The sequence below is a fragment of the Rhodococcus sp. 14-2470-1a genome (genome assembly GCF_002259425.1).
In the GTDB taxonomy this organism is placed as follows: domain Bacteria; phylum Actinomycetota; class Actinomycetes; order Mycobacteriales; family Mycobacteriaceae; genus Rhodococcoides; species Rhodococcoides fascians_E.
In genome coordinates, this window is sequence record NZ_NPFZ01000014.1 from 252,072 (window position 1) to 266,867 (window position 14,796).

A 14,796-nucleotide genomic window follows, 5' to 3' on the forward strand; every position below is an offset into this window, starting at 1 on the left:
GCGCTGTGGAACTGATGAAGATGGACGACGCGACCAAGCGTCGTGATCTGCGCAAGATGAAGGTCGTCGCGACCGGATTCCTTGCGTTCGCGACGGTGGTCTACCTGATCTGCCGTTGGCAGGAATCCCGCGGTGCGGGGGAGTGGGTCGGGTACGTCAGGGCGGCGTCCGAGGCGGGCATGGTGGGTGCGCTCGCCGACTGGTTCGCGGTGACCGCGTTGTTCAAGCATCCGCTCGGCATTCCGATTCCGCACACCGCGATCATCAGGAAGAAGAAGGATCAGCTCGGATCCTCGCTCGGGTCCTTCGTGGGGAGCAACTTCCTCGCCCCCGACGTCGTGTCGGAGAAAGTACGGTCCGCGCAGATCCCGCTGCGGCTCGGAACGTGGCTCGCCGAGCCGCAGAACGCCGAACGTGTCGCCGCGGAATCCGCGACGATTCTGCACGGCGCCGTCGAAGTCCTGAAGGACGAGGACATCACCCAGATCATCGACAGCACCATCGTCAAACGTCTCGGCGATCCACAGTGGGGGCCGCCCATCGGACGCGTGCTCGACGAGCTGATCAAGGAGAACCGGCAGCTACCGCTCATCGACATGCTGGCCGAGCGCGCACACCAGTGGGCCCTCGGCAGTGAGGAGACCATCGAGCGCGTCGTGTCCCGTGACTCACCGACGTGGTCGCCGAAGTTCGTCGACGCCCTGCTCGGCGAGAAGATCTACAAGGAACTCGTCGAGTTCACCTGGAAGGTTCGGTCCAACCCGCAGCACGAACTGCGCCTGGCCGCCAACAAGTTCCTCGTCGACTACGCCCACGATCTGCAGAACGACCCCGCGACCATCGAGAAGGCGGAGTCGCTCAAAGCGCAGATCATGGGCCGTGAGGAGATCACCGGGCTCGCCGCGGCAACGTGGAAGGTGGCCAAGCGGCTCATCACCGAATCCGTGGACGACCCGTCCAGCACCCTGCGACGCAAGGTCAGCGAGAACGTCGCGAACTGGGGCGCGAGAATCCGCGACGACGAGGAACTGCGCGCCAAGGTCGACGGATGGCTGCTCGGCGGGGCCCGCTACGTGGCGTCCAACTACGCGGACGAGATCACGACGATCATCACCGACACCGTCGCGCGATGGGACGCCGACGAGGCGAGCCGCAAGATCGAACTACAGGTCGGTCGCGATCTGCAGTTCATTCGTATCAACGGCACCGTCGTCGGTTCCTTCGCCGGACTGGTGATCTACACGTTGTCGCACCTGCTGTTCGGCTGATGGCAACTACTGCTAGCAGAGTGCTTGCAATAGTTAGCACCCTTGGGTAGCCTCGGACGAGTACACCGAAGACCACAAGTTCGAGACACACGAAACGAGTGGTGACCATGACCCCCAGCAGTGAAGATCCGATCGACAGTCAGATCGACAACCAGGGGATAGTCGCGAAGGTGTCCGAGGCGACGGACGTCGTGGCCGAAGCGAGCGACCTCGTCGCAAGCGTCGTCACAACCGCGGCGTCGGACATCGGTAGTTACATCCGTAGCCAGCGCGAGGCAGCCCAGGTATCCATGCGGCAACTCGCGTCGAGGGCGGGGGTGAGCAATCCGTATCTCAGCCAGATCGAGCGCGGATTGCGCAAGCCCTCCGCCGAGGTGCTCACGCAGATCGCCAAGGGTCTACGTGTGTCATCGGAAGCTTTGTACGTACGGGCCGGGTTCTTGGAAGAACGACCACACGGTCCAGTCCGGGACGCGTTGCTCGGCGACACGGAGATCACCGAACGGCAGAAGCACGTGCTGATCGAGATCTACGACTCGTTCCGCCGAGAGAACGACCAGAAGAACGCAGCCGGACCAGATCCGACAACCGACACCGAATCACCCTTACAGGAGTCTTCCCATGACTGATCCCAGGAACTTCGACAACGTCAAGACCCCCCTCTACGCCGCAGTCGGCGCAGGCGATGCCGTCGTTCAGGCCGTCGCCGACGTCGTTTCGCAGGTACGCAGTCGCGCCGAGACGCGCGGCAGCGAGGTCACCGATCGCGTCGACACGGCACGGGCACGGATCGCCGACCTGTCCGAGGACGTCACCGAAGGAGTCGAGTCCCTTCGCGAGCGCTTGGCGAACCTTCCCGCCGAACTCCCCGACGAGATCGCGGATCTGCGTGAGCGCTTCACCCCGGAAGAACTGCGCAAGGTCGCCGAGGCGTACCTGAAGGTCGCGTCCGATCTCTACACCTCGCTCGCCGAGCGCGGCGAAGAGACCGTCGAGCGGATTCGCCGCACCCCCGCCGTCGAAGAAGGACTCGAGCGTGCCAACTCCGCCGCCAACGACGTCGTCGACCTGACCGAGCAGGCTCTCGGCACCGTCGCCTCGCAGACCCGTGCAGTCGGTGAGCGCGCTGCCGCACTCGCAGGCATCGCGTCGGACAAGGTCCGCGACACCGCCGACGACATCTCCGATTCGGCCGAGGAACTGGCCGAGGGCATCGACGAGGCGGGCGAAGGCGCCAAGGAAGCCGCAACCGACGCATCGCAGAAGGTGAGCGGCGTGGCAGGCAAGGTCGAGTCCAAGACCCGCGGCACCGCCAACGCTCCGATCAAGAAGGCTGCGCCCGCCAAGAAGGCGACGCCGGCAACCGCAGCGAAGAAGGCACCGGCCAAGAAGGCTCCGGCCAAGAAGACCACCAGCTGAGCGTCCGAACGGCTGTCGACCCCTGCACCGAGCGGTGCAGGGGTCGAATTGCCCAGTTCGAGTGGTTAGTATGGGCCTTGTGCCAGCCGTAGACAGCCTCACCGGACTGATCCTTCTCGTCCTGCGCTTCATCGCGCTGGCCGGCGCCGCCTACGCGGTGTTCCACGCAGTCAGGCAGCGGCCCGACGCTTTCACCGCGGTGGACAAGTTGACCAAGCCCGTCTGGCTGGGAATCCTCGTCGTGGCGTTGCTCGTCATCTTTGCGTTCGGAATCAACTTCATCGGCCTGATCGGCATCGTCGCGGTCTGCGTCTACCTGGTCGACGTCCGACCGAAGGTCGACAGCATCCAGCGCGGCGGCTCGCGCTGGTAGATCCTCGCTCGCCGATCCCGCGGGGCGTGGGCCTATCTTCTAGGGATGATGGAGTACCGGGTCGACGATCTGGCGCGTCGCGCAGGGGTGAGCGTTCGTAACGTCCGCGTCTACCAGGACCGTGGACTGCTTCCGCCGCCGCGGAAAGAAGGACGAACCGGCTGGTACAGCGAGTCCCACCTAGCCCGGCTGGAGCTGATCAGCCGGATGCTCGACCGCGGGTACACCTTCGCAACCATCAGCGAACTGCTGATCGCAGCGCAGTCCGGGCTCCGCATCGAGGACGTTCTGACCGCCGACGACGTCGACGACACCGCCCGCAGGCAACGGGAATCGACCCACGTGACCCGCGAGGACATCACCCGGAAGTTCGCCCGAGGCATCACCGACGACGAACTCGACCGGGGGGTTGCCCTCGGCGTACTGGCCCGCAGCTCGGATGGCTACCGCGTCGACCAGCCGGATCTGCTCGACGCCGCGACACTGCTCCACGACGCGGGAACCTCGGTCGGTCGCATCCTCGACGAGACCGAAGCGGTGCAGAAGGACCTCGATGACGTCGCCGCAAGGTTTGTGTCGTTGATCACAGACAAATTCGTCGGCAAAGGCAAGGATCCGTTCGACACCGACGCCCTGACCGTAGGGCAACTGGCAACGCTGATCGACAACCTCCGGCCGCTCACGCATCGCGTGGTCGGAGCGCTGTTCCGGGAAGCAATGGAACACCGAATCACGTTGACCATGGAAGAGATGGTCGCGCAGTACAGCGCGGAAGGCGACACTGCGTCGGAAGGCGCGGCACTGTCGCAGACAGGGGAGGCTTGAAGTGGTTACACGCAAGGCAGTCGAGGCAACGATTCTCGGAGTCGGAGGTCTCGCGGCGATTGCGGGCATCGGTGCCCTCGTCCGCAGAAATCGCCACGCGAACAGTTTCGTCCGCGCGGCGGACAGTCGACCCGACGAGCTGCTGCACCAGCCGACACACGTTCCTCGGACCGTCCCCGTCGTCACCGACGACGGCGCGCAACTGCACGTGCGGATCTACGGAGACCCCGACGCACAGCCGATCGTGTTCAGCCACGGATGGACGTGCTCGGTGGACTACTGGACACCGCAGATCAACGCCTTCGCGGACAACTACAAGGTCATCGTCTACGACCAGCGTGGCCACGGCCGCAGCGACGTCGGCACCAGGCCGCTCGGCCCCGACGTACTCGCCGACGACCTCGCGGACGTTCTCGCGGCCACTGTCGATGAATCGGACAAGGCAGTGCTCGTCGGCCACAGCATGGGCGGAATGTCGATCATGGCCTGGGCGGGGCGGTACCCCGAACAGGTCGACCGCCTGGTGAGCGCAGTCCTGCTCGCCTCGACCGCCACGGACAGCCTGGTACGTGAGACCACGGTCATCCCGCTCCCTCAGCGATTCCCGCGCGTACCCGTGCCCGTCGGGCGGGTGGTCCTCAAATCAGCGGTCCCGCTACGACCGTCGTCCGTCACCCGCCACGCCATCAAGTACGTGTCGATGGCGCCGGGATCGACGCCTGCCGAGGTCGCGTTCTGCGAGAAGATCGTGCTCGAGTGTGCGCCCCGAACCCGAGGAATCTGGGGCGCTGCACTCACCGACCTCGACATTCACGAGGCGCTGAAGAACCTCAACGTGCCGACGACCGTGCTCGTGGGAACCGCGGACCGGCTCACGCCTCCCGTGCACGCCCGCAAACTGGCCGAAGCGCTCGACGCCCACGACCACCTCAGCGCCCTCGTCGAGATTCCCGGCATCGGCCACATGAGTTCGGTCGAGGCCATCGACGAGTTCAACGCCGAAGTCGCGCGCCTGCGCATCTTGTGAAGCCCGCGGGCAACTAGCTGAAGACGACTGTCTTACGGCCGTGGACCAGGACACGGTCCTCCAGATGCCATCGGAGGCCACGGGAGAGAACGAGCTTCTCGATGTCCCGGCCCTGGCGCACCATGTCGGTGACCTCGTCGGAGTGGTCGACGCGAATGACGTCCTGTTCGATGATCGGGCCGGCGTCGAGCTCGGCCGTCACGTAATGGCAGGTCGCTCCGATCAGCTTCACGCCACGGGCGAATGCCTGGTGGTAAGGGCGTGCGCCGACGAACGACGGCAGGAAGCTGTGGTGGATGTTCAGCGCGCGGCCGGCCCAGTGCTCGCACAGATCCTCCGGCAGCACCTGCATGAACCGGGCGAGAACGACGGCGTGGGGATCATAGGAGTCGACCAGCTCGCGAACCCGATCGAACGCCGGGCCTCGTTCGGCCGGATCCTTCGCGAACTCGACATGATGGAACGTGATGCCGTGCGCTGTCGCCACCGGTTCCAGCGACTTGTGATTACCGATCACGGCCGAGATCTCGGCAGGTAGCTCGCCGCCCGCCGCGCGGCCCAACAGATCGTGCAGGCAGTGCGCTTCCTTGCTGACGAGAAGTACGACGCGTTTGCGCTCGCCGGAATCCTGAAGCGTCCACTCCGTTTCGGGGCCGATGTCGTCGGCGACTTCCTGGAATCGTGCGCGTAGATCCTCGATGCTCATGTTCACCGACGACGCCCGGACGGCCTGGCGGGTGAAGAACCAGCCCGTGTCCGGGTCGGCGTGATACGCGGCTTCGACGATCCAGCCGCCGACGTCCGCGAGGAACGAGGAAATCCTGGCAACGATGCCGGTGGTGTCGGGGCACCCGAGGGACAGAACGTAGCGACGGTCGTCGGCTACAGCAGCGGAACTCATGCGTCGATTCTCTCAGGCGGTCCTGACGCCGGTTGCGACCAGTGTGGTGGCGTCGACGAAATCGATACCGCGCTCGGTCAGCAGCTCGCCGAACTCTCGTCGGATCGCGAGTGTGGTGGACTCGTCGAAGTTGCTCAAGGCGCCACGAAAGCCGCTGCCCAACACGAAGTTCCACACGAACTCCTCGGTGGCGGGAACGTGATTGGACAGTTCCTGAACCTGTACGTCGCTGCATCCCTCCGACTGCAGCCACTCGGCCAAGGAGTCCGCTGTCTCCACCCGTCGGATGGGGTTGGTGTCGTAGTTGCTCCTCGACCGAGGACCGTTGTGCGCGACGTCCGGCGCGTAGCGGGCAACGACGTCGAAGAACGCGTTACCGAACGCTTCCACCGCGCCCTTGCGCCACACGGTGACGCCGACACGACCGCCAGGTCGAACCAAGCGAACCAGGCGCGCGAACGAGATGTCCATGTCCGGAAGAAAGAAGATGCCGTAGGAGCAGGACAACGCGTCGTAGCCGTCCGGAACGGAACTCGGTGTCTCCCACTCGGTGGCGTCGGCGCACACGAAGTCGATGTTGCGCAGCGCGGCCGCCGTGGCCTTCACCCGCCCGACATCGAGGAGGTCGTCGGCGAGATCGATGGCGTGGACGATGCCGTCCGGACCCACTGCCTGCGCTGCGGGGAGCGCCGACGCGCCCGTACCCGCGCAGACGTCGAGCACCGCGTCCCCGGCCCTCAATGCGAGCGCGAACGCCAACGACTGGCCTGCCGGACCCCAGACGAGCGGGGTGACGGAGTCGAAATCGGAACTCGTGGAATTGAAAGTGCCTGCGACGCTCATGACCGATGAGTTTATGTCGTTCGGGGGCTGTGGTTGGGTGGTCTCATGTCTCTCTCACGCGGAGCCCTCGCCCGAATGGTCGACCACACCCTGCTCAAGCCCGAAGCCACGTCCGACGACGTGACTGCACTCATCGCCGAGGGCCTCGAACTCGGTGTCCTCGCAGTCTGCGTGTCACCCTCGATGCTGCCGATCAGGGCCGACGGACTCGTCGTCGCCGCAGTCGCGGGATTCCCGTCGGGCAAACATCATTCGCTCGTCAAGGGAGCGGAAGCGCGGCTCGCCGTCGATCAAGGTGCGCAGGAAATCGACATGGTCATCGACGTCGGAGCCGCAGTCGCCGGCGACTACAACGCTGTGCTGTCGGACATCCTGACCGTCCGCGAAGCCATCGGACCGACGGCTGTGCTCAAGGTGATCATCGAATCGGCAGCCCTGTCCGACGACGCGATCGTCGAAACCTGCCGCGTCGCGGAGAAAGCCGGTGCCAACTTCGTCAAGACCTCCACCGGCTTCCATCCGGCAGGCGGCGCCAGCGTCGAAGCAGTGCGGTTGATGGCGGAGACCGTCGGTGGACGACTCGGCGTCAAGGCCAGCGGCGGCATCCGTACGACGGACGCCGCCCTGGCGATGATCGACGCGGGCGCAACCAGATTGGGTCTCTCGGGTACGCGCGCCGTTCTGGCAGGAGTGGAGCCTGCGGAATGACCGGGTGGCAGGAGTGGAGCCTGCGGAATGACCGAATGGCAGGAGTGTAGGGGCCAGTTTCCGCTACGCGAGCATTCCGCAGCCTTCGGGAGCCTCGACCGTCTGACCCGGTTGGGCGGCGGGAATCGAGTACTGCCCGCCCTGCAGGTTCAGTGCGATGCCGCTGTCGGTGACGGTCAACGACGTCGGCGTCATGTCCAGCGGGTACTGCTGGAGGCTGTCGGAGAGGACTCCGACGATGCTGTCGACGAGATCGGTCGGGATGCCGAGGCCGAGGATCGATGCGTCGACGGTCTGGACGTCGACGCGGTCGCCGGTGACGGTCGGCTTCACGGTCAACTGCGCGAGGCCGCCCACCGCGAAGGACAGCGTGCCCGCCGCGGCGTCCGACGTCACACCGGAGACGAGGGCACCGGCGCCCTGGGACTGCAGGGTGCGGGCGATCCCGTCGGTCGACCACGAGATGTCGGCGCTGGAGCTGCCGATGGTCCCGTTGCTGTCCGCGGTCTGCGCGAGGTCGACGTCCTCCACCTCCGCGTGGACGGTCATGCCCTCGGCGGGGCCGAAGCGGGCATCGTTCGAATCGAGCGTGACCGAAGAAACCTGCTTGTCGACGAGCGAGATCAGAATGGGCTTCCATCCGAGACCGACGTCGACCTGGCTGCCGATCTCGGACTCCAGTTGGCCGGCGAGGCACGACTTGATCTGCTGCCGGAAATACAGTTCCCCGCCGAGCAACGCCGCGACGAGAACGAGTACGACGAGCACCGCGATCATGGGAGCTTTGCTTCGTGTCATTCGCCGCAGTCTTCCCGATGATTCTGAAAGTCCTCTGTGAAACAGAGATACAAGCGCGGGAAAGATGGATCGACACGGGAGTAGTGCCGATTCTTTGTGATGTGCAACACAGATTGTCGTACGCTGGGGCGCATGAGCACGTTACGGCCGAGCACCGTCGAACTGCGTCGTCTGGCAGCACGCCAAGACGGATACTTCACCACCGAGCAGGCCGAGGCCCTGGGCTTCGAGGCCCCTGCAGTGGTCGCCAACATCGCCGTCGGCGACTGGACCAAAGTGGAACGAAACCTGTGCCGGCTGACCGACTGGCCGCACAGCGACCTCGAACAGTTCGCCATGTGGTGCGCGTGGTTCGGTGGTGATGCTGTGATCTCTCACCAAAGTGCCGCCGAGCTACACGGATTCGGACACCTGCACCCGCAGTTCGTGCACGTCTCCGCCTACACCAACCTGCGCCTGACCGACACGCGCCTCGCCGTGCACCGACTGCAGCTGTCTCCGAAGGACTTCGAGTCCACCGGCACGTTCCGGATGACCACCCCGGTCCGAACTGTCCTCGACCTCGCCGCCGGAGGAATCTCCCAGATCACCCTCGACGAAGTGGTGGGCGACGCCGTCGCCATCGGCCGCGTCGACCCGGGAACCCTGTACGACGAAGCCGTCGGCGGGCCGGAACGAGTGGCCGAACGCGTCGAGCTCGCCCTCTCGTCCTGCACCTAGGTCTCGGCGGGCGCCACAGCATCCCAGGGAACGGTGAGGATGTTGTCGCGTAGCCTGCGCCGCGGCGCCGTGGTGGGAAGACCCTCGGCGACCAACTGATTCAAGGCCGCCCGCCATCGCACTCGCGGGCCGAACGGTGCCAGCGGCGCCGCCGTCGACCACGCCCTGTCCGCGGCGCGCAGCACCGCATGAATGCGTTCACCCGGCACATTGCGGTGAATCAACGCCTTCGGCAGACGCTCCGCGATGTCCGACGGCGTCGCGACGGTGAACGGATCCCACGCCAAGGTCAACGAGATCGGACCCTGCTGCCCGACGAGCACCCACGCGCACCGACGGCCGAGTTCGTCGCACGTCCCGTCGACCAGGAGCCCGCCGGGTTCGAGCCCGGACAGGATGCGGGCCCAGGCGTCGGGAACAGCGTCCTCGGGGTACTGCCGCAGCACGTTGAACGCGCGAACCAGGTTCGGTCGGAGGCCGGCGAGCTCGAAGCCGCCGCGCGCGAACGTGACGTTCTCCTGCGACTCGACAACTCGTGCGGGATCGATCTCGAGGCCGGTGACCCGCAGGTCCGGCCGAACGGTTCGGAGCCGACGAGCCAGCTCGAGCGTCGTGTCCGGCCGTGCGCCGTACCCGAGATCGACGACCAGGGGATCGAGTGCATCGGTCAGCACCCGGCGCACGAGTGGATCGTGCATCAGCCACCGATCACTGCGGCGGAGGCGGTTGATGCCGGTGGTGCCGCGGGTAACAGTGCCTTCAGGAGTGGAGCCTGCGGAACGACCCGGTTGGCCAGGAGTGGAGCCTGCGGAACGACCCGGTTGGCCAGGAGTGGAGCCTGCGGAACGACCCGGTTGGCCAGGAGTGGAGCCTCTAGTTGTTCTGGGCAAGCCAGTCGGCGGTGACTTCGCCTTCGCCGCGCCAGAGGTCTCGGAGGTTGACGAGCATGAGCTGTTCCAGTTTTCCGCCGACGAAAGGAAGGAACACCTTGGCCTCGGAGGAGGTCCGCAGCGTCGAGCCCGTGTCGGTGGAGAACAGCGAGGTGACGCCTTTGAGGCTGCCGGGGCCGGCGGGGATGGAGGCGTCGTATTTGCCTTCGGTGGTGTCCGAGTAGGGGTCGAAGTGCACGTTGCGGGTGATGACCATGTCCTTCTTCATGACCGTCTGCGCGATGTCCGGCAGTTCGGTCCTGGGAATGATGTGGTGCATCACGACGTCGATGCCTGCGTCGGAGACCTCGAAGCTCTTCAGCTCGTTGTGGGAGTACTTCTTCATCTCCTCGATGCGAGCGTCCCAGTGATCGCGGCTCGACAATGCCGCGTACACCTGCTCGGTGGAGTAGGTGAACCGGGCTGAGTAGTTCATTCGGCGCGCCATAACCGGAGAGGGTACCTATCCGAGGTTGTCCGCGATCCAGTTGCCCGTGAAGTCGTGCTCGTTGTCGATGAGCCCCAGTACCTGCTCGCTGATCATCGCTTCGATCTTGCTCCCGAAGAGAGGGATCTTGACCTCGGTGGTTCCGGACAGCGACATCGTCGACGATGTGTCGTCGCCTTCGAGGAGCGTGGTGCCGGAAATGGTTGCCGGAGCGCCGTCGACGGTGGCTCCGAACTTGCCCTCGGCGCGACCGCCGCCGAGGGGACCCCACGACTCGGTGCGCTCGATGATCAGTGGGCCCTTCTTGAAGGCGGTGACCGCGGCGGGGAGTTCCTCCTCGGGAACCGACTGCGTGATGACGACGCTGATGGTTCCGTTGATCGCGGTGACGCTCACCAACTGTGCGCCCGGACCGCCGATCTGCTCGATGCGGTCCTTCCAGTACTTCTCGGACACGAGCGCGGCGTGCACCTTGTCGACGGGTGCGGGAACGGGCGCGCTGTGCGCGATGGGGCGAGGCATAGGCGGAGGGTACCGGTGGCTCCCGACATCCGCGTCGACCGGTACCCTGGACTCCCGTGCCTACCGCAATTTCCGAGCTCACCACCATGCGACTCGGTGGCCTGGCTCGCGAGTTCGCCGTCGCAACGACGTCCGACGAACTCGTCTCCCTCGTGCGCGACGCCGATGCGTCGGGAACCCCGGTGCTGTTGGTCGGTGGCGGATCCAACCTCGTCGTCGGGGACCAGGGTTTCGACGGTCTGGTGATCAAGGTCGAGACGTCGGGAGTGCGCGTCGACGGTGATTCCGTGTGGGTCGCTGCCGGTGAGCGGTGGGACTCCGTCGTCGCCGCGTCGTTGGACGAGGGTCTTGCCGGGATCGAAACCCTGTCCGGTATTCCTGGATTGGCCGGTGCGACGCCGGTGCAGAACGTCGGTGCGTACGGCACGGTCACGTCCGACGTGCTGGAATCGCTGACGGTGTACGACCGCGAGACAGGCGAGACCGCCGTCTGGTCGCCGGACCGATGCGGTTTCGGATTGCACCGTCAGTCGGTGTTCAAGCATTCGATGCGATACGTCATTCTCGACACGACGATGGGGTTGCGACGGTCCGTGTCCTCCGATCCTGTCCGCTACGCCGGTCTCGCGGACCGGCTCGGCGTCGACATCGGTGACACGGTCCCTGCTCTCGATGTGAGAGAAGCCGTCCTCGATCTGCGTGGCCAGAAGGGCATGGTGCTCGACGCGGCAGATCACGACACGTGGAGCGTCGGCTCGTTCTTCCTGAATCCGGTGCTGACGGAGATCCCCGCGTCCGCATCGAGGGCGCCTCAGTATCCGGACCCGTCGGGCATCAAGATCCATGCCGCCTGGTTGATCCAGAACGCCGGCTTCGCGCACGGCTACGGCACGGAGTTCGGCAACGGAACAGTGTCGTTGTCCACCAAGCACGTGCTGGCCATCACCAATCGCGGCGGGGCGAGCACGTCGGACGTCATGGCGTTGGCGTCGCACATTCGTGACGGAGTGGAAGCCGAGTTCGGCATCACCTTGGTGCCGGAGTGCGATCTCGTCGGCTGCTCGCTGAGTTGAATCGGTAGCAGCATCGAGTCGGTGGCAGCGCCTACCATTGATTCTTCGTAGCAAGTTAAGGAGTAGTTCGTTGCAGGTCACAAGCGTCGGGCACGCGGGGTTTCACATTCGGACCGATGCAGGCACCATCCTGTGCGACCCGTGGGTCAACCCTGCCTACTTCACGTCCTGGTTCCCGTTCCCGGACAACACGCAGTTGGACTGGGACGAGCTGGGCAAGTGCGACTACCTGTACGTCTCGCACCTGCACAAGGACCACTTCGACCCCAAGAACCTCGCCGAGCACGTGGACAAGGACACCACCGTTCTGCTGCCGGACTACCCCGTGCCGGACCTCAAGCACGAGCTCGAGAAGCTCGGCTTCCACAAGTTCTTCGAGACCACGGACTCGGTCAAGCACCGCATTTCCGGTCCCAAGGGCGATCTCGACATCATGATCATCGCCCTGCGCGCACCCGCCGACGGCCCGATCGGTGACTCCGGTCTGGTCGTCTCCGACGGAGAGACCGTCGCGTTCAACATGAACGACGCCCGGCCCGTCGACCTCGACGTGTTGACGGAGGAATTCGGGCACGTCGACGTGCACATGCTGCAGTACTCGGGCGCGATCTGGTACCCGATGGTCTACGACATGGTCGAGCGCGCCAAGAAGTCGTTCGGTGAGCAGAAGCGTCAGCGTCAGATGGATCGTGCGCGCCAGTACATCGAGCAGATCGGCGCGACGTGGGTGATTCCGTCGGCAGGCCCGCCGTGTTTCCTCGACGACGAGCTCCGCTTCCTCAACGACGTGTACGAGGACCCGTCGAACATCTTCCCCGACCAGATGGTGTTCCTGGACCAGATGCGCCGCAACGGTCACGACAAGGGCCTGCTGCAGATCCCCGGCACCACGTCGACGTTCTCGGGCAGCGAGCTCGTTTCGCACGAGCACCCGATTCCCACCGAAGAAGCCGAAGCCATCTTCACCACCGGCAAGGCCCAGTACATCGAGGATTTCGCGCAGCGACAGGCAGGCGTCATCGCCGCGGAGAAGGCGGCGTGGGCACCGGCCGAGGGCGAGCCACTGCTCGAGCCACTGCGAGAGCTGTTCGAGCCCATCATGATTCAAACCGACCAGATATGCGACGGCATCGGGTACCCGGTGGCCCTGATGCTCGGCGCGGAAACCGTCGTGCTCGATTTCCCCAAGCGCATCGTGCGTGAGCCCCTGCTCAAGGAGCGGTTCCGGTACAGCTTCACGATCTCGCCGCAGCTCGTGCGGACGGCCGTGCGGGACAAGGAACCGGACTGGGTCAACTCGATCTTCCTGTCCACCAGGTTCCGGGCCCGACGCGTCGGGGGATACAACGAGTTCCTCTACACGTTCTTCAAGTGCCTCACCGACGAGCGCATCGCCTACGCCGACGGGTGGTTCGCCGAAGCACACGACGACACCGCCACCATCGTCAAGGACGGCTACGAGATCCAGCGTCGCTGCCCGCACCTGAAGGCGGACCTGTCGAAGTTCGGCATCGTCGAGGGCAACAAGCTGACCTGCAACCTGCACGGCTGGGACTGGAACCTCGATACCGGCCGCTGCCTGACGTCCAAGGGACACGAACTCAGGTCGACGAAGCTCTGAAGTGCGCGGATTGTCCGAATCTCCTCGAGGATTCGATGTGAATCTCCGCGCACCCGAGCTTTCGATAGTGGTTCGCCCATGAGCCGCGAGTACGTTGGAATACGTGCATGAGCAGGTAGAACAGACAAAACGGACGCGGTTGTTGTGGCTGGTCACAGCAATCGTGGCGTTGGCGGCGCTTGTCGCGGGCTGCACCATCGGTGGCACCGACGGCTCCTCCGGCGGGTCCGAGCCGACCACCGAAGCGGCTCCCGTCGCCCAAGTGACGCAGAACCCCGCCGACGGAGCCGAGGACGTCAGCCCCGTCGCGCCGATCTCCGTGGCCGTGAAGAACGGGACCCTGGCCGACGTCACCCTCACCAACCCCGACGGCAAGGTCGTCCAAGGCGCGCTGGCGCCGGACAAGGCGTCGTACTCCGTCACGGAGCCGCTGGGCTACGGCGTCTCGTACACCTGGGCGGGCAACGCCGTCGGAAGCGACGGCAAGTCCGTACCCGTCGAGGGCAGCTTCACGACGGTCACGCCGGACAGCCGCACGTCGGTGAGCACCAACATCGGCGACGGGCAGGAGGTGGGGATCGCGGCCCCGATCATCCTGCAGTTCGACTCCTCGATCGAGGACAAGGCCGCCGTCGAGAAGGCGTTGACGGTGACGACCAACCCGCCGACGCCCGGCGCGTGGGCGTGGTTCCCCGACGACAACGGCTCACGCGTCCACTGGCGCCCCACCAACTACTGGGCTCCGGGCACGACGGTGTCGGTGAAAGCGAACCTGTACGGGGTCGACTACGGCGGCGGTGCGTACGGCGCCGACGACGTGACACTCGACTTCACCATCGGTCGTAGCCAGATCGTCAAGGCGGAGGCGACGAGCCACCGCATGCAGGTCGTGCGCGACGGTCAGACCATCATGGACATCCCCGTCAGTTACGGCGAGGGCAACGAAGCGCGCAACGTCACGCGCAGCGGAGTGCACGTGGTGACCGAGAAGCACGAGGACTTCCTGATGTCGAACCCGCCGTTCTACGAGAACGTGCGCGAACGATGGGCCGTGCGGATCTCCAACAACGGCGAGTTCATCCACGCCAACCCGGAGACGACGGGTGTCCAGGGGGCGTCCAACGTGACGAACGGCTGTATCAACCTGTCGACGTCGGACGCGGAGCAGTATTTCGGGACCGCGATGTACGGCGATCCGGTCGAGGTGACGGGTACGTCCATCGATCTGTCGGCCGCCGACGGTGACCTCTACGACTGGGCGATCGACTGGCCGACGTGGGAGTCGATGTCTGCGCTCTGATGCAACTTATGTGAGTGGAAA

The 14,796-nt window shown here is 65.2% G+C and carries 17 protein-coding genes; 11 read left to right on the forward strand and 6 right to left on the reverse strand.

The genetic code is table 11. The annotated features are described in order from the left end of the window. Positions 1-14 precede the first annotated feature (14 nt). The 6 genes from CH292_RS07515 to CH292_RS07540 all read left to right on the forward strand — a co-directional run bounded on the left by CH292_RS07515 (position 15) and on the right by CH292_RS07540 (position 4,912). On the forward strand, positions 15-1,268 hold the full coding sequence (locus CH292_RS07515; RefSeq protein WP_179275291.1) for a DUF445 domain-containing protein: 1,254 nt from the start codon (positions 15-17) through the stop codon (positions 1,266-1,268). 107 nt (positions 1,269-1,375) lie between these two features. Then, positions 1,376-1,897, forward strand: coding sequence for a helix-turn-helix domain-containing protein (locus tag CH292_RS07520; RefSeq protein ID WP_371828083.1), 522 nt, complete (start codon positions 1,376-1,378; stop codon positions 1,895-1,897). Further along, positions 1,890-2,687, forward strand: a complete 798-nt coding sequence (locus CH292_RS07525; RefSeq protein WP_020112547.1) for a YtxH domain-containing protein — start codon at positions 1,890-1,892, stop codon at positions 2,685-2,687. Before CH292_RS07520 ends, CH292_RS07525 begins: the two co-directional genes overlap by 8 nt. A gap of 70 nt (positions 2,688-2,757) precedes the next feature. Next, positions 2,758-3,060, forward strand: a complete 303-nt coding sequence (locus CH292_RS07530; RefSeq protein ID WP_019666552.1) for a DUF2516 family protein — start codon at positions 2,758-2,760, stop codon at positions 3,058-3,060. Positions 3,061-3,105: 45 nt separating this feature from the next. After that, positions 3,106-3,885 carry a MerR family transcriptional regulator gene (locus CH292_RS07535; protein ID WP_094627690.1) on the forward strand — a complete coding sequence of 260 codons (780 nt, stop codon included), beginning with the start codon at positions 3,106-3,108 and terminating at the stop codon, positions 3,883-3,885. A 1-nt stretch (position 3,886) separates the two neighbouring features. Further along, a complete protein-coding gene (locus CH292_RS07540; protein WP_094654429.1) occupies positions 3,887-4,912 on the forward strand; it encodes an alpha/beta fold hydrolase in 1,026 nt (341 codons plus the stop codon). A 13-nt stretch (positions 4,913-4,925) separates the two neighbouring features. Here the strand turns inward: CH292_RS07540 and purU are convergent, their stop codons facing one another. Both purU and CH292_RS07550 read right to left on the reverse strand, forming a co-directional pair. After that, positions 4,926-5,813: a formyltetrahydrofolate deformylase gene (purU, locus tag CH292_RS07545; protein ID WP_020112545.1), complete on the reverse strand. Its 888-nt coding sequence runs from the start codon at positions 5,811-5,813 to the stop codon at positions 4,926-4,928. 12 nt (positions 5,814-5,825) lie between these two features. Beyond that, positions 5,826-6,656 carry a class I SAM-dependent methyltransferase gene (locus CH292_RS07550; RefSeq protein WP_094654430.1) on the reverse strand — a complete coding sequence of 277 codons (831 nt, stop codon included), beginning with the start codon at positions 6,654-6,656 and terminating at the stop codon, positions 5,826-5,828. A gap of 45 nt (positions 6,657-6,701) precedes the next feature. On the opposite strand from CH292_RS07550, the gene deoC reads away from it, so the two are divergent. Continuing rightward, positions 6,702-7,364: a deoxyribose-phosphate aldolase gene (deoC, locus tag CH292_RS07555; RefSeq protein ID WP_020112543.1), complete on the forward strand. Its 663-nt coding sequence runs from the start codon at positions 6,702-6,704 to the stop codon at positions 7,362-7,364. A gap of 63 nt (positions 7,365-7,427) precedes the next feature. Here the strand turns inward: deoC and CH292_RS07560 are convergent, their stop codons facing one another. After that, complete coding sequence (locus CH292_RS07560) at positions 7,428-8,162, reverse strand: DUF2993 domain-containing protein (RefSeq protein ID WP_179277932.1); 735 nt, start codon at positions 8,160-8,162, stop codon at positions 7,428-7,430. A gap of 132 nt (positions 8,163-8,294) precedes the next feature. On the opposite strand from CH292_RS07560, the gene CH292_RS07565 reads away from it, so the two are divergent. Next, positions 8,295-8,882, forward strand: coding sequence for a type IV toxin-antitoxin system AbiEi family antitoxin (locus tag CH292_RS07565; protein ID WP_019666545.1), 588 nt, complete (start codon positions 8,295-8,297; stop codon positions 8,880-8,882). Here CH292_RS07565 and CH292_RS07570 read toward each other — a convergent pair. The 3 genes from CH292_RS07570 to CH292_RS07580 form a co-directional block, all read right to left on the reverse strand. Further along, positions 8,879-9,580: a class I SAM-dependent methyltransferase gene (locus CH292_RS07570; protein WP_020112542.1), complete on the reverse strand. Its 702-nt coding sequence runs from the start codon at positions 9,578-9,580 to the stop codon at positions 8,879-8,881. The genes CH292_RS07565 and CH292_RS07570 overlap by 4 nt on opposite strands. 175 nt (positions 9,581-9,755) lie before the next feature. Beyond that, entirely contained in the window at positions 9,756-10,259 is a 504-nt protein-coding gene (locus CH292_RS07575; protein ID WP_020112541.1) for a DUF2505 domain-containing protein, read from the reverse strand. 15 nt (positions 10,260-10,274) lie between these two features. Next, a complete protein-coding gene (locus CH292_RS07580) occupies positions 10,275-10,781 on the reverse strand; it encodes a DUF2505 domain-containing protein (protein WP_019666542.1) in 507 nt (168 codons plus the stop codon). Positions 10,782-10,837: 56 nt separating this feature from the next. Here CH292_RS07580 and CH292_RS07585 point away from each other — a divergent pair, with 56 nt between their 5' ends. From CH292_RS07585 to CH292_RS07595, 3 genes are all read left to right on the forward strand, one after another. Continuing rightward, positions 10,838-11,854 carry a UDP-N-acetylmuramate dehydrogenase gene (locus tag CH292_RS07585; RefSeq protein WP_094654432.1) on the forward strand — a complete coding sequence of 339 codons (1,017 nt, stop codon included), beginning with the start codon at positions 10,838-10,840 and terminating at the stop codon, positions 11,852-11,854. 70 nt (positions 11,855-11,924) lie between these two features. Further along, complete coding sequence (locus CH292_RS07590; protein ID WP_019666540.1) at positions 11,925-13,475, forward strand: MBL fold metallo-hydrolase; 1,551 nt, start codon at positions 11,925-11,927, stop codon at positions 13,473-13,475. Positions 13,476-13,578: 103 nt separating this feature from the next. Continuing rightward, positions 13,579-14,775: an Ig-like domain-containing protein gene (locus CH292_RS07595; protein ID WP_026348046.1), complete on the forward strand. Its 1,197-nt coding sequence runs from the start codon at positions 13,579-13,581 to the stop codon at positions 14,773-14,775. Positions 14,776-14,796 lie beyond the last annotated feature (21 nt).

Bases quoted from the DNA above. Each gene is read 5' to 3' on its own strand.
- CH292_RS07515 (WP_179275291.1), top strand. From the start codon at position 15: ATGAAGATGGACGACGCGACCAAGCGTCGTGATCTGCGCAAGATGAAG.
- CH292_RS07520 (WP_371828083.1), top strand. From the start codon at position 1,376: ATGACCCCCAGCAGTGAAGATCCGATCGACAGTCAGATCGACAACCAG.
- CH292_RS07525 (WP_020112547.1), top strand. From the start codon at position 1,890: ATGACTGATCCCAGGAACTTCGACAACGTCAAGACCCCCCTCTACGCC.
- CH292_RS07530 (WP_019666552.1), top strand. From the start codon at position 2,758: ATGGGCCTTGTGCCAGCCGTAGACAGCCTCACCGGACTGATCCTTCTC.
- CH292_RS07535 (WP_094627690.1), top strand. From the start codon at position 3,106: ATGATGGAGTACCGGGTCGACGATCTGGCGCGTCGCGCAGGGGTGAGC.
- purU (WP_020112545.1), bottom strand. From the start codon at position 5,813: ATGAGTTCCGCTGCTGTAGCCGACGACCGTCGCTACGTTCTGTCCCTC.
- CH292_RS07550 (WP_094654430.1), bottom strand. From the start codon at position 6,656: ATGAGCGTCGCAGGCACTTTCAATTCCACGAGTTCCGATTTCGACTCC.
- deoC (WP_020112543.1), top strand. From the start codon at position 6,702: ATGTCTCTCTCACGCGGAGCCCTCGCCCGAATGGTCGACCACACCCTG.
- CH292_RS07560 (WP_179277932.1), bottom strand. From the start codon at position 8,162: ATGACACGAAGCAAAGCTCCCATGATCGCGGTGCTCGTCGTACTCGTT.
- CH292_RS07565 (WP_019666545.1), top strand. From the start codon at position 8,295: ATGAGCACGTTACGGCCGAGCACCGTCGAACTGCGTCGTCTGGCAGCA.
- CH292_RS07570 (WP_020112542.1), bottom strand. From the start codon at position 9,580: ATGCACGATCCACTCGTGCGCCGGGTGCTGACCGATGCACTCGATCCC.
- CH292_RS07575 (WP_020112541.1), bottom strand. From the start codon at position 10,259: ATGGCGCGCCGAATGAACTACTCAGCCCGGTTCACCTACTCCACCGAG.
- CH292_RS07580 (WP_019666542.1), bottom strand. From the start codon at position 10,781: ATGCCTCGCCCCATCGCGCACAGCGCGCCCGTTCCCGCACCCGTCGAC.